Origin of the sequence: Micromonospora sp. WMMA1976, assembly GCF_027497335.1 — a bacterium.
In the GTDB taxonomy this organism is placed as follows: Bacteria; Actinomycetota; Actinomycetes; order Mycobacteriales; family Micromonosporaceae; genus Micromonospora; species Micromonospora aurantiaca.
The window spans coordinates 1,265,937-1,280,126 of the sequence record NZ_CP114912.1; the positions used below are offsets into that span (position 1 = coordinate 1,265,937).

The 14,190-nt window shown below is 75.4% G+C and carries 8 protein-coding genes; 3 read left to right on the plus strand and 5 right to left on the minus strand.

Features of this window, described 5'->3' with window-relative positions:
- The first annotated feature begins 116 nt into the window (after positions 1-116).
- Both O7546_RS06040 and O7546_RS06045 read left to right on the plus strand, forming a co-directional pair.
- Positions 117-968: a PspA/IM30 family protein gene (locus tag O7546_RS06040; RefSeq protein WP_091419792.1), complete on the plus strand. Its 852-nt coding sequence runs from the start codon at positions 117-119 to the stop codon at positions 966-968.
- 16 nt (positions 969-984) lie between these two features.
- Positions 985-1,746 carry a hypothetical protein gene (locus tag O7546_RS06045; RefSeq protein ID WP_194799817.1) on the plus strand — a complete coding sequence of 254 codons (762 nt, stop codon included), beginning with the start codon at positions 985-987 and terminating at the stop codon, positions 1,744-1,746.
- A 127-nt stretch (positions 1,747-1,873) separates the two neighbouring features.
- On the opposite strand, the gene O7546_RS06050 is transcribed toward O7546_RS06045, so the two are convergent.
- Positions 1,874-5,521, minus strand: coding sequence for a fibronectin type III domain-containing protein (locus O7546_RS06050; RefSeq protein ID WP_194802943.1), 3,648 nt, complete (start codon positions 5,519-5,521; stop codon positions 1,874-1,876).
- 130 nt (positions 5,522-5,651) lie between these two features.
- The gene (locus O7546_RS06055; RefSeq protein ID WP_281600585.1) at positions 5,652-6,473 is read right to left on the minus strand and encodes a DNA-formamidopyrimidine glycosylase family protein; all 822 of its coding nucleotides are present in this window, start codon (positions 6,471-6,473) and stop codon (positions 5,652-5,654) included.
- A 109-nt stretch (positions 6,474-6,582) separates the two neighbouring features.
- Here O7546_RS06055 and O7546_RS06060 point away from each other — a divergent pair, with 109 nt between their 5' ends.
- Complete coding sequence (locus O7546_RS06060) at positions 6,583-7,833, plus strand: hypothetical protein (RefSeq protein ID WP_269696322.1); 1,251 nt, start codon at positions 6,583-6,585, stop codon at positions 7,831-7,833.
- Positions 7,834-7,962: 129 nt separating this feature from the next.
- On the opposite strand, the gene O7546_RS06065 is transcribed toward O7546_RS06060, so the two are convergent.
- From O7546_RS06065 to O7546_RS06075, 3 genes are read right to left on the minus strand one after another with little or no spacing between them, the layout of a single operon-like run.
- Positions 7,963-8,823 carry an SAM-dependent chlorinase/fluorinase gene (locus O7546_RS06065; RefSeq protein ID WP_281600586.1) on the minus strand — a complete coding sequence of 287 codons (861 nt, stop codon included), beginning with the start codon at positions 8,821-8,823 and terminating at the stop codon, positions 7,963-7,965.
- Positions 8,820-9,323, minus strand: coding sequence for a GNAT family N-acetyltransferase (locus O7546_RS06070; protein WP_194802946.1), 504 nt, complete (start codon positions 9,321-9,323; stop codon positions 8,820-8,822). Before O7546_RS06070 ends, O7546_RS06065 begins: the two co-directional genes overlap by 4 nt.
- Before the next feature lie 40 nt (positions 9,324-9,363).
- On the minus strand, positions 9,364-14,085 hold the full coding sequence (locus O7546_RS06075) for a DEAD/DEAH box helicase (RefSeq protein WP_269696324.1): 4,722 nt from the start codon (positions 14,083-14,085) through the stop codon (positions 9,364-9,366).
- Positions 14,086-14,190: the final 105 nt, after the last annotated feature.

A 14,190-nucleotide genomic window follows, 5' to 3' on the forward strand; every position in this document is an offset into this window, starting at 1 on the left:
ACGTCGTGGGCAGTGCTGGCGTTCGCGTCGTACTGTTGATCAGGAGCGTACGGGTGCCGGAGTGGCGTCCGGCTGGGACGATGTAGGCGCGACGCTACTGAGGGGACGAGGCGGAGATGGCTAACCCGTTCGTCAAGGGTTGGAAGTACCTGATGGCGCTCTTCGGCGCGAAGATCGACGAGCACGCCGATCCCAAGGTGCAGATCCAGCAGGCCGTCGAGGAGGCACAGCGCCAGCACCAGGCGCTGGTGCAGCAGGCGGCCGCGGTGATCGGCAACCAGCGCCAGCTGGAGATGAAGCTGTCCCGGCAGATGACCGAGGTGGAACAGCTCCAGGGCAACGCTCGGCAGGCGCTCGCAGTGGCCGACCAGGCCCGGGGCCGGGGCGACGAGACCGAGGCCGGGCGCTACGAGCAGACCGCCCAGATGCTTGCCACCCAGCTGGTCTCCGCCGAACAGGCGCTGGAGGACCTCAAGACCCTGCACGACCAGGCGCTCGGCGCGGCGGCGCAGGCCCGCAAGGCGGTCGAGAACAACTCGATGATCCTCCAGCAGAAGCTGGCCGAGCGCACCAAGCTGCTCAGCCAGCTGGAGCAGGCCAAGATGCAGGAGAGTGTGGCCCGCTCGCTGGAGTCGATGTCGTCGCTCACCGCGCCCGCAAACACCCCTTCGCTGGACGAGGTACGCGACCGGATCGAACGCCGCTACGCCACCGCCATGGGCCGCGCCGAGCTGGCCGGCAACTCGGTCGAGGGCCGGATGCTGGAGATCCAGAAGGCCACGCTCGACTCGGCCGGATCGGCGAGACTGGAACAGATCCGGTCGAGCATGGCCGGCGAGCAGCTCGGCAGCCGGTCCGAGACCCCCGCCGTGGGGCAGCCGGCCGACCCGGCCGCCGCCGCCCGGCTCGACGAGATCCGAGCCAGCATGAGCCGGGAGCGTGGCACCGGGGAGACCACTACCGGCTGACGGAGGGGCGGACACGATGGCGGACGAACGGGCCCGGCACTTCCGCAGGCTGCGCCGGCTACGCAACTCGGCGCGGCGGTGGAGCGTACTGGCGGGAGGGCTCGGCGGCGCCGCCGCGGTGCTGACTCCGTACGCCGGACTGGGTCTGGCGGATGCGGCCTGGGCCGGCGCCGCGGGCAGCGCGATCGCGGTGGCCGCCTGGCGCTGGGTCGACCACCGGGCGCTGGCCGCCGTGCCGCCACCGCCCGCCCTGGATCCGGCCGAGGCCGCGGCCCGCTCCCGCGCCCGGCTGGTCGCCGCCGTCGAACGGCTCCCAGTCGGGCCGGGCGTCGTGGCGGAGGTACGCCGGGTCCGCTCCCGCCTCGCGCTGCGCGGCACCGCCGCGGCCGAGCCGTGGGCCCGGCTGGACCGGGCCGCGCTCACCCTGGCCGGGCTGGCCGGACGGCTGACCGGGCTGGCCGAGCCGGCGGTCCGGGAGGCGGCCGAGGCCGACCGGTCCCTGCGTGAGCTGGCGAACCGGGTGGCGGGCGTGGAACGCGCGGCGAAGCTGACCCCGCAGAGCACGCTGAACGAGGTGCACGCCACGCTGGTGGCCCAGTTGGAGGACGGGGTGGCCGCGTACGAGCGGCTGGTGGTGGCCGCCGCCGGTTACGTGGCCGAGGACGCGCGCCCGAACACCGAGCACCCGTCCGCCGCGCGCCTGACCGAGGCCACCGACCTGCTGCACGGCGTAGCCTCCGCCCTGGCCGAACTGCGCACCCCGCTCCGCGCCCCCTGACAGTCCCTCCCCGCCCGGCGCGCCCGACCAGCGCGGTCGATCATGAGGTTGACGGCATTTTCGATCTCCATTTCGGCCGCCAACTTCATGATCAACCCTGCGGTGGCGCGGGGGAGAGGGGGCGGGGTCAGGTGGGGGTTGTGGTGCGTGTGGAGGGGGTCCAGGGGGATGTGCCTACGACGTTCGTCGCGCGTACCCGGTAGTGGTAGGTCACTCCTCGCGCGAGGCCGGTGTTGGTGAAGCCTCGGCCGGTCACGTGGAACGTCGCCGGTTCGCGGGTGAAGGCGGCGTCGGTGGCGCGCTGCACGACGAACCCGGCGCCCGGTCCGGCCGGCGTCGGCGCCGACCAGGTCACCGTCACGCTGGCGGTGTCCGGCCCGGACACGCTCGCGGTGACGCTCACAGCGGTCGGGGCGACCGGCCGGGCCGGTGTGGTCACCGTCGCCACAGTCGACCAGGGTGAGGCGGCACCCAGGTACGTCGTGCGTACCCGGTAGTAGTACGTGGTGTCCGGCGCGACCGCTGGGTCCACGTGGGACTCGCCCACGGCGATGGCCGTGGTGCCCGGACCGCTGGTGAACGTCGGGTTCGTGGCCCGCTGCACGTCCACCCCTGTCGCGAAGGAGTGGTTGGCCCAGCGCAGCGCCACCCGCAGCGGCCCGGTCGGCGGCAGCACCGCTGTCACCCGGGTCGGCGCGGACAGGTGCACCGCCGCCGGTACCGCGTTGGACCAGGACGAGCAGCTCACCGCGTTCTCGGCGCGGATCCGGTAGTGGTAGGTGACGCCGGGGGTGACTGTGGCGTCCGTGTACCGGGTGGCGGTGGCCGCCACCGTGATCTCGGTCAGGCCGGTGGTGAAGGTGCTGTCGGTGGCGCGTTGCAGCCGGTGGCTGGTGGGTACGGGCCGGCTGCCGTTGCCGGTCCAGGTCAGCGCGATGGCGGGGAGCGCGGTGGCGCTGCCCGGTGCCGGGGTGGCGGTGAGCCCGGTCGGCGCCTTCGGTGCCACGCGCACCACCAGCGGGCGGCTCATGCCCTGGTCGCGCAGTCCGGCCGAGCGGGTCTGCCAGCGGTACTCCCAGCCGAGGTTGACCAGCTGGTTGACCACGACAGCGGGGCGGCCGTCGACCGGGCTGACCGGGCCGGCGTCCAGCCGTGCGCCGGCCGGGCGGGTGGGGTCGAGCAGCCGTACGCTGTCGCCGATCTTGAACGGCAGGGCTGGTGGGACGGGACGCAGCGCCACCACGACGTCCTCCCGTGGGTTGACCCGGACGGTGTCCTTCCAGCCCAGCTCGCCCGGGTCGGGCGGGCGGACCGTGCCGTCCCAGCCGACCCGGTTGACGAGCTGTACGTCGCAGCCCTCGATGTGGACGGGATGGGTACGCGGGGCGTCGCCGACGATCCGCCAGAGCTGCGTGCCGTCGCCGGGCGCGCCGACCGCCACCGCCGGGTCGGTGGCGTGCAGCACCTCGGTGGCCGGGTCGGCCGGGCCCAGCGGCAGGGTCGCCGGGGCGAGTGGTCCGGCGACCGGGTGGCCGACGCCGAGCCGTCCCACCGCGCGGCCGTGCCGGGCCTCGAACACCTGCCCGACCGACTTCACCGCCAGCGGCAACGTGACCGGGGCGGTCGCGCCCGCCGGGGTGAACGTGACCGAGGTGGCCCGCGCGGCGACGAGCGTCGGGCGCGGGGTGGTGGTGCCGATAGCGGTGTCGTACGCGGGTTGCGGCACGATCGGCGGCGGCTGGCTGCGGGCGTACGCCCCGGGCAACCGGTCGGCCAGCCGCCGGGTGTCGTACGGCTGCGCGGGGGTGCCGGTGACCCGGATCTGGAGCAGCGTGCGGGTGTTCGGGCCGTACCCGGGTCGGGTGGGCGGCAGACCCCCGGCGGCGGTCCGGTCGGGCGCGCCGGTGTGGTGGTCGTAGCGCGGGTCGAACCGGGGCAGCGGCGCGGGGCAGTCGTTGTAGAGGATGAGCGTGCTGCCGGGCGGCACTGTGGAGAAGTCCACCACCACGTCGGCCCGTTCGCCGGGGGCGAGCAGCAGCGCGTGCCCGTCCACGTTGAGCACCGTGGGGTCCTGCCTGTCGTACCGGTAGTCCACCGGCCGGTTGGTCAGCACCACAGGCGCGGGGAGCAGGCCGCCCTCGTTGCCGATCTGGATCATCTCGGGTCCGGCGGCGGCCGGGTCGGGCACGCCGCCGTCGCGCCCGTCCGCCGGCCAGTACGCGGGCCGTCCGGGGGCGCGTACCGCCTCGACCATCGGCACCTCACCGGCGCCCGGGTCGGCCTGGCTGCCGTCCTCGTCCCACATCGGCGCGTCCGAGGCGGCCCGGTAGAGCTGGAGGTTGAGCGCGCGGTCCGCGCAGGCGTTGAGAATCCGGAACCGGTACGCCCGCGGCGCGACCTCCAGGTACGGGTAGGCCACGCCGTTGACGAGCGGGGTGTCCCCGTACGCGTCGGGGACCGCCGACGGGTGCGGCACGCCCGGTACCAGCGGCGGCTCGTCCGGGTCGGTGTCGGGGTCGTGGTGCGGGTTCGGCACCGGGGCGACCCACGGGCTGGCGCCGCCGTCCGGGTCGTGGGTCCACGGCCCGTAGTCCCAGCGGCCGGTCGGGTTGGTGCCGGTGAGCCGGTACGGGTTCTGCCGCGGCTGGTAGACGTGCGGGTGCCAGAGGCTGCCCTTGGCGCCCCAGCGGTCCCGGTCCCAGGTGGGGTCCTGGGCGGCGAGCTGCGCGTCGTCGGGGACGAACGTCTTGTCCTCGATCACCAGCGGGAGCTGGTCGGCGGGGAGCACGCCGTCGTCGACGAGCCGTTCCTCGGCCGGGTCGGTGAGCAGGTAGAGCGCGATCTGCCCGGAGTAGACGGTGAGCCGGGACAGGCCGAGCGTGTTGTCGTGCAGCCACATGAGCCGGCCGCTCTGGTCGTTCGGGAAGTACAGCGTGGTGGCGCCCGCGCCGGGCGGCGGCATGTCCGGCACCGGCGTCACACAGGCACCCGTCGGGTACGGGGTGATCTCGCCGGCCGGGGTGACCCACTGCCACGGGTTGCCGGCGCTTATCCACCCGGTCTGCGCGCCGGACAGGTGCGGCACGGCGCGGTTCTGCGGGTACGGCGCGGGGCCGTCGAGCGGCCCGGCCCCGGCGCCGTCGACAGTCTCGTCGACAGGCAGGAACAGCTCGCCGGCCCGTCCGGTGGGGAGCTGGTTGATGAACTTGATCCGGACCGGGCGGCCCCGCCGGGCCACGATCATCGGGCCGAGGTGCCAGGGACGGTCGGGTGGGTTGACCGTGTTGTGGCCGGAGGCGTCGGTGCCCAGATTGAGCTGCCGGTAGCCGCGCAGCCGGGTGGCCGGCAGGTCGCGGTGCAGGCGCTGCGCGTACTCCTGGAGGCCGATCTCGTAGTAGTCGCAGCCCGGCCAGGTGATGGTGTCCGGGACGGCGACCGGCAGGCGGGCGCCGAGCCCGGCGGTGGCCGGCTGCCCTGGTAGCGGCAGCGGGTCGACGAACTTGCGGATGCCGGTGCCGGGTACCGGGCGGCCGTCCGGGTCGAGCGTGGGCAGCGGGCTGGCGGCGGTGTTCGGCACCGGGCCGAACAGGCGCGGGACGGCGGTCGGGTCCAGGCTCGCAGGCGCCCGACCTTGCTCGTCGTCGCCGTCCCGGGCGGCCGGAACGGCGGGCGCGACGGAACCGGCCGGCGTCGGGTCACCGGTGGGCGCGGTCTCGACGGCGACGACGGCGGCGCGGTCCGGGCGTCCGGGCCGGCTGCGGCGGAACAGCACCATGGCTCTCCCCGGGGTCGGGGCGCGCCGGCCGACACCCCGGCGTGGCGGGCGTACGCGCTGCTGACGATCCGTGAGCGGTCCACCGCAGCATGCGACGTCACAGGGGTGAGGCGGAAGTACCCAATCGTCCCTATCTCGGCCGATCTTGGGCGTTTCGTGGAAGTTCCACGTCTGGCTGGCAGGCGGGGCACCAGTAGGTGACCCGTTCGCCCAGTTCCTCCTTGCGGACGGCGGTCCCGCAGCGGCGGCACGGCTGGGCCCGGCGGCCGTACACGTAGCTGGTGCCACCCCGGTGCAGCACGCCGGTGGTGCTCTGCGTCCAGCGGCCACGGTTGGCCGCGAGCAGCCGCTGGGCCAGTGCGACGGTGCCTGGTAGGTCCGGCACCGCGCCGACCGGCGTCCACGGCGACACGCCGCGCAGGAACAGCACCTCGCACTTGTAGAGGTTGCCCACCCCGGCCAGGTTGCGCTGGTCGAGCAGCGCCTCACCGATGGTGCGGTCCGGGTCGGCCGCGAGCCGGCGGACCGCCTCGTCGGTGTCCCAGTCCGGCCCGAGCAGGTCCGGGCCGAGGTGGCCGACGAGCGACTCCTCCTCGGCCGTCGGCACCAGCGCCAGCTCGTGCAGGTGGTAGCCGACGGCGACAGCGGCGGGAGAGTGCAGCACCACCCGGATCAGGTGTGCCGGCCGACCGCTCCAGCGCTCACCCGGGGCGTACGCCCGCCAGGCACCGTCCATCCGCAGGTGCGAGTGCAGCGTCCACGGCTCGGCGTCGATGCCGGTCAGGCGCAGCAGCAGGTGCTTGCCCCGGCTCGCCGACTCGCGCACGGTCCAGCCGGTCAGGTCGGTGGTGGCGAGCTGGGGCACGCGGAAGTCGGACCCGGTGAGCCGGGCCCCGGCCAGCGCGCGTTGCAGGACGCGCGCGGTGTTCCAGACGGTGTCGCCTTCGGGCACCCGGCCATTGTCCCCCGGCCGAGCAGAATTCGCATGTGTCGCTATTTGTACTGAGGTTCCACTTGATCTGCGGAAACGCAACGATCAGGGGGTTCTGAGGAGAATGCTGATGGCACATCTACGACGTCGTACCGTCGTCGCCCTGACCGCCCTGCTCACCGTGGCCGCCGGACTGCCCGGCACGCCCGCGCCGGCCGCGCTCCCACCTGCCGCCGTACCGTCCCGCACCACCGCGCCCGGCCCCGAACGCTGGTCCGTCGACCTCGCCGTCGCCGGCGGCGACGACGTCAACGTCGCCTGGCGGTCCGGCCGCCTGCGGCTGGCCGACCCACGGCCCACCGCCCGCACCCGCCCGGCCGCCGTCGCCGGACCGGTCGCCGAGGGCATCCTGCTCTCCGCGCCGCGCGCCCTGGACCGGCCCGCGACCCGGGTACGCGCACAGCTCGCCGCCCGCACCGGCGACGGGGGTACGGCGATGGCCCAGGTACGCGGCTGGCGTGCCCGCGGTTGGACCGAGTGGCGCGACGCCACCGAGGCGGTGTTCGACCAGCCGGTCAGCCGGGTCCAGGCGCGCCTGGTGCTGACCACCAGCGACTCCGCGTCGGAGGCCACCGTCACCGGGCTGACGCTCGCCGCCGACTCGGTCGCCACCACGGCGGTCCAGCCGGCCGCCGCGCTCAAGTACCGGGTGTACGCGACCCGGATCGGCCTGGTCGGCGGCATCACCGCCAACGGGCACACGGTGCGTACCCGGGACCACTTCGCGGCGCTGCCCACCCGGCGCGGCCTGTCCCCGCGAAACACCGGCGACTACACGGTCAAGGTCTGCACGACGAGCGGCAGCCGCTGCGAGTACGCCCCGGTCTGGGACGTCGGCCCGTGGAACACCCGCGACGACTGGTGGAACCCGGCGTCGGTCCGGGAGAACTGGAAGGACCTGCCGCGCGGGTTGCCGGAGGCGCAGGCGGCGTACCAGAACGGCTACAACGGCGGGCGCGACCAGTTCGGCCGTACCGTCCGCAACCCGGCCGGGCTGGACCTGGCCGACGGGACGTTCTGGGACGGGCTGCGGCTCACCGACAACGCGTGGGTGGACGTGACGCTGTTGTGGACCGGCGGCGGGGCTCGGGCCGTGGTCGGTTCCGGGCCGCTGAACCTGCGCGCCGGGGCGAGCACCTCGTACGCGAGCCGAGGGCTGGCCGCCACGTACGCCCACGTGCCGGTGCAGTGCTACGTGACCGGGCAGCGGATCGTCGGCACGTACCGCACGACGACGAGGTGGTACCGCCTGGTGGGCGGCAACTACGTCAGCCACGCGTACCTGTCCTCGATCTACGGCGGCACAGTCCCCCGCTGCTGACCCTCCCTCCCTCGCCTCTCCTCCGCGATCTTGCAGTTTCGGCCCTGCGCTGGGGGCATTTGTTCCTTATGCCGGGGCACCAACTGCAAGATCGCGGGGGCGGAGGCGGTCGGGGAGGGAGGAGAGCGGTCAGGGGTGGGTGATGGCTACCAGGGCGCCTGGGGTGGCGGTGAGGGTGTCGGCGGCTCGGCCGGTGTTGACCGCTACGGCCACCAGGCCGGCCGAGTCGACGTGGACCACCAGGGTGCCGGGTTCGGCGTCGCCGAAGGTGCGGCCGTGGACCGCCTCGTGGCCGTTAACCAGGACCCGGGACGGCAGGCCGTCGAGCAGCGTGCCCGGCGCGGCGAGCTGGACGTTGCCGAAGTGGTCGACTGTCAGCACCTCGGCGGTGAGGCCGCCGGGCTCGGCGCGTACCACCGGCTCCGGCAGCCGGACCAGCGTGCCCGGGTCCACCGCCGGTCCCGCCTCGGCCAGTGGTGCGCCGAGTGCCAGCCGGGCGGCCACCGGCGCGAACACGTCCCGCCCGTGGAACGTGCGGGAGACGACCGGGCCGAGCCAGTCCGGGTTGGTCAGCTCCACCGCCTCGGTCACCCCGCCGAGCGCCTCCGCGGCCGGGATCAGCAAGCCGTTGTCGGGCCCGACGAGCAGCCCGCCGGGCGCGGCGAGCGCGATCCCGCGCCGCGTCGTGCCGACACCCGGGTCGACCACCGCCACGTGCACGCCCCACGGCAGGTACGGCACCGTCTGCGCGAGTACCGCCGCGCCCCGGCGTACGTCGGCCGGCGGGATCAGGTGCGTCACGTCGATCACCCGGACGGTCGGGGCGAGCCGGGCCAGCACTCCGTGGCACGCCGCCACGAACCCGTCGAAGAGCCCGTAGTCGGTGGTCAGCGAGACACAGAGCGGACTGCCGGCCGCCGGCCGCGTGCCGTCCGGTGCCGCGCGGTCCTGGCCGGCGGCGGCCGGGGCGCGTTCGTCCGGGCCGCTCATCGCTGGTCCGCCACGGTCAGGTGCCGGCTCAGGCGCAGCTCGTCGTGCAGCGGGATCCCGTCCACACCGATCTGCGGGATGGTCGGCTTGACGGCGCGGGCCCGGTCCACCGCGCCCGCGTCCACCGCGACGATGCGCAGCCCTCGGCGCTGGTAGAAGCGCAGCGCACCCAGGTTGTCGTTGGTGGTGACCAGCCAGATCCGGTCCGCCCCGGCCGCCCGGGCCGCCTCGTCGGCGGCGGCCAGCAGGGCGGTGCCCGCGCCGTTGCCCGGTGCCGACGCGGCCAGGCTCACCACCTCCAGCCCATCGGCGTCGACCCGGTACGCCAGCGCCCCGGCGAACCCGCCGCTGTCGTCGACCGCCACCAGCGTGGGCAGGTCACTCAGGTCGTAGCGGGTGTCGTGGACCACCACGATCGGCCCGCCCCACTCCCGCTCGTGCAACGTCGCCAGCGCCGCGCGGTCCTCGTCGCGCGCCTTTCGTACCCGGATCGAGGCCACCGGCACACCCTACGTGCCCGCTCCCCGGAACTCCGGGCGGTCAGCCGCGCAGACGCAGCCCGCGCGGGGTGGCGCGGAAACCGGCGGCGGTCAGCGCGTCGCGCAGCGGGGACGCGTTCACGGCCTCGCCGTCGGCGCGTTCCACCGAGATCGCGCCGAGCGCACCGGAGTGCACCGCGTCGGCGAGCGCCTTGCCGGCCGCGCCGAGCGTGTCGGTGTCGTCGGTGAAGGACAGGATCGTCCGGCCGCCCCGCTCCACGTAGAGCACCAGGTCACCGCCGACGAGCACGACAAGCGCGCCCGCCTTGCGCCCGGCCCGGTGGCCGGTGGCCGGTGCCGCGCCGTCGCCGGAGTCGACAACGCGTTCCGGCCAGGGCAGTGCCGCGCCGTACGGGTTCGCCGGGTCGGTCGCGGCGAGCACCACTGTCGGCCCGCCCCGGCCCTGGGAGTCGTCGGCGAGCGCCCGGATGCGGTCCACCGCGCCGGGCACCGCGAACTGCGCCGCGCCGAGCCCTTCGACGAAGTAGCCGCGCCGGGCCGCCCCGCGTTCCTCCATCGCGGACAGCACCGGGTAGACCCCGGCGAAGCCGCCGGTGACCTGCTCGGCGACGACCGCGCCCCGGGTCACCACGCCGTGCCGTTCCAGCAGCAGATCGGCGAGGGCGGCGGCCCGGCGGGTGGGGTCGATGTCGCGTTCGGGCAGCCGGGACCAGCGACCGGCCATCGTGGGCGGACCGCCACGGCTGGGCAGCGCAACCCGGCCCGGCCGCCGGTAGCGGGTGCGCGGTGCCGACGGCCGGGAGCGGTGCGCCCCGCCCGCGCCGAGCGCGGCCCGCAGCGGGGCGAGCGTGTCGTTGGTGAGGTGACCGGCCCAGACCAGATCCCACACCGCGCCGGACAGGGCGGCGTCGTCGGTGGCGCCGACCCGGTCGGAGAGCGAGCGGAAGAACAGCGCCTGCCCGTCCGCGAGCGCGTCGAGCACCGACTCGTGCAGCGGGGTCAGCGTCAGCGCCTCGTCCGGCGGCGGAAGCAGCAGCGGCGCCACGTCGGCGTACGCGAGCGTCACCCACCCGTCGCCGCCGGAGATCGCACCCGCGCCGGCCCACACCACCTCGCCGCTGGCGCACAGCTCGTCGAGCTGGGCGGGGGAGTAGTCGGCGACCCGGGCGGGCAGCACCAGGCGTTCCAGCGCGGACGCCGGCACGCTCACGCCCTGCAACTGCTCGACCGTGGCGGCGACCGCCTCGACGCCCCGGGCCGACGAGCCGACCTGCTGCCAGCGGGGCAGGAACGCGGCGAGCGCGCGCGGCGGCACCGGCTCGATCTCCCGGCGCAGGGCGGCCAGCGAGCGGCGGCGCAGCAGGCGCAGCACCTCCGCGTCGCACCACTGGGTGCCCACACTGTCCGGCGCGAACTCGCCGGAGACCACCCGGCCGTTCGCGGCCAGCCGGCGCAGCGCCTGCTCCACCACGAACACGCCGAGCCCGAACCGGGCCGCGCAGGTGGCGGCCGCGAACGGACCGTGCGTACGGGCGTACCGGGCGACCAGGTCGGTGAGCGGATCGGCCACCGGCGCGAGGTACGCCTCGGCGACCCCGACGGGCAGCGCCACCCCGAGCGCGTCGCGCAGCCGGGCGGCGTCCTCGACGACCACCCAGCGGTCCTCGCCGGCGATGCGGACGCGCAGCACCCGCCGGGCCGCGGCCAGCTCCTCCGGCCAGGACTCCGGCACACCCCGCTCGGCCAGCTCGGCGCTGCTCAGGTCACCGACCACGCGCAGCAGCTCGACCACGTCCTCCGGGTCGCGGGGGCGTCGCTGCTCGGTGAGCCAGCGCAGCTGACGGGCGGTTTCGGCGAGCACGTCCGGGTCGAGCAGCTCCCGCAGGTCGACCCGGCCCAGCAGCTCGCCGAGCAGCCCGGAGTCGAGCGCCAGTGCGGCGGCCCGCCGCTCGGCCAGCGGGGCGTCGCCCTCGTAGAGGAACGCGCCCACGTACCCGAACAGCAGCGACCTGGCGAACGGCGACGGGCGTTCGGACTCCACCTCGACCAGGCGTACCTTGCGGGCGGCCAGGTCGCGCATCAGCTCGCCGAGGGCGGGCTGGTCGAAGACGTCCTGGAGGCACTCGCGGGCCGCTTCCAGCGTGACCGGGAAGTCGGCGTACTCGCGGGCCACGTCGAGCAGTTGCGCGGCACGCTGGCGTTGCTGCCACAGCGGCTGCCGCCGCCGGGGGTCACGCCGGGGCAGCAGCAGCGACCGGGCCGCGCACTCCCGGAACCGGGACGCGAACAGCGCCGACGTGCCCACCGACTCCTCGACGAGCTGGGCGATCTCGTCCGGCTCGAAGACGACCACGTCGGCACCGGGCGGCGTCTCGGCGGTGTCCGGCAGGCGCACCACGATGCCGTCGTCGGAGGGCATGACCTGGGCGTCCACGCCGTACCGCTCGGCCAGCCGGCGGCCGATGGCCAGCGCCCACGGCCCGTTGACCCGGGCGCCGAGCACCGAGTGCACGGCGAGCCGCCAGTCACCCAGCTCGTCGCGGAACCGCTCGACCACCACCGTCCGGTCGTCCGGCAGCGACCGGGTGGCCGCCTTCTGCTCGCGCAGGTAGCTCATCAGGTTGCCGGCGGCCCAGTCGTCGAGCCCGCCGGCCCGCAGCGCCGCGACCGCGTCGGCGTCGGACTGCCGCAGCAGCGCCCGGACCCGGGCGCCGATCGCCCGCCCCAGCTCCACCGGGCGGCCGAGCTGGTCGCCCTTCCAGAACGGCATCCGGGCCGCCTGCCCGGGTGCGGGGGAGACCAGCACCCGGTCGGGGGTGATCTCCTCGATCCGCCAGGACGACGAGCCGAGCAGGAACACGTCACCGACCCGGGACTCGTAGACCATCTCCTCGTCCAGCTCACCGACCCGCGCGGCCCGCTCGGCACCGGCCAGGAACACGCCGAACAGGCCCCGGTCGGGGATGGTGCCGCCGCTGGTCACGGCGAGCCGCTGCGCCCCGGGCCGGCCGGTCAGCACGTCGGTGGCGCGGTCCCAGACCAGGCGCGGCCGAAGCTCGGCGAACGCGGTGGACGGGTAGCGCCCGGAGAGCATGTCGAGCACCGCGTGCAGCGCCGAGTCGGGCAGCTCCGCGAACGGCGCCGCGCGCCGGACCAGCACCGCGAGGTCGCCGAGCCGCCACGGCTCCAGCGCCACCATCGCGACGATCTGCTGGGCCAGCACGTCGAGCGGATTGCGCGGGTAGTGCAACTCCTCGATCGCCCCGGCGCCCATCCGCTCGGCCACCACCGTGCAGGAGAGCAGGTCGCCCCGGTGCTTGGGGAAGACGACGCCGCGCGAGACCGCGCCGACCTGGTGCCCGGCCCGCCCGACCCGCTGCAGCCCGGCCGCCACGCTCGGCGGCGCCTCGATCTGCACCACCAGGTCGACGGCGCCCATGTCGATGCCCAGCTCGAGGCTGGACGTGGCGACCACGGCGGGCAGCCGGCCGGACTTGAGCGCCTCCTCGATCTGCTTGCGCTCTTCCCGGGACACGCTGCCGTGGTGCGCCCGCGCGATCACCGCCGGCGCCCCGGCCGCCGCGCCGGCCTGCGCCATCACCTCCGCCGGCTGCCGCGGCGCACGCACCGGCCCCACCGGCCCGCCGAACGCCTCCGCCCCGCGCCGGGCCCGGCTCCCGTCGTCCCGCCCGCCGCCGGACACCGGGCCGAGCCCGTCGGCGTCGTCGAGCCCGGCCTCGTCGCCGGCCGGCGGGCCGTCGGCGCCGGGCAACAGATCGGATACGCGCACCGGCTCCCCGCCCCGGGCCACGCGGCTGCCGTCCGGTGCGGACGCCGCCTCGACCTCCTCGGCGGCGAGCTCGTTGAGGCGGGCGCAGAGGCGCTCGGCGCTGCGCCGGGAGTTGGTGAACACGATCGTGGACCGGTGCGCGCGGATCAGCGCGAACACGCGTTCCTCGACCGCCGGCCAGATGGAGGGGCGGCGGGGCGCGAGGCCGCCCAGGTCGTCCTCGGGCGGCTCCTGCTCGTCGAGGCGGGTCATGTCCTCCACCGGGACCTGGACGCTGACCTCGATGGTCTTGTTCGACGGCGGCTGCACCACGTCGACCGGGCGCGCGCCGCCGAGGAAGCGGGCGCACACGTCGATCGGCCGGACGGTGGCGGACAGCCCGATCCGCTGCGCGGGCCGCTCCAGCAGCGCGTCCAGCCGTTCCAGGGACAGCGCCAGGTGGGCCCCGCGCTTGGTGCCGGCGACGGCGTGCACCTCGTCCACGATCACCGTGTCGACGCCGCGCAGCGAGTCGCGGGCGGCGGAGGTGAGCAGCAGGAACAGCGACTCGGGCGTGGTGATGAGGATGTCCGGCGGGGTGCGGGCGAAGGCCCGGCGCTCGTCGGCGGGGGTGTCGCCGGTACGCATCCCGACGGTGACGTCCGGCGGGACCAGTCCGAGCCGGGAGGCGGCCTGGCGGATGCCGGTGAGCGGGGCGCGCAGGTTGCGTTCCACGTCGACGGCGAGCGCCTTGAGCGGACTGACGTAGAGCACCCGGCAGCGGCGCCGGGGATCGGCCGGCGGCGGCTCCTTGGCGAGCCGGTCGAGCGACCAGAGGAACGCCGCGAGCGTCTTTCCGGAGCCGGTCGGCGCGACGACGAGCGCGTTGCGGGCGGCGGCGACCGAGCGCCAGGCGCCCTCCTGGGCCGGGGTGGGCGCGGCGAACGCCGCGGTGAACCACTCCCGGGTCGCCGCGCCGAACTCCGCCAGCACCCCGCCCGACCTGCCTGACCCGTCTGGCCTGCCTGACCCGTCTGGCCTGGTCACCTCGTCCGCCACGCACCCATCCTGCCGCGCGGGTGTGACAACCGGCCCGCC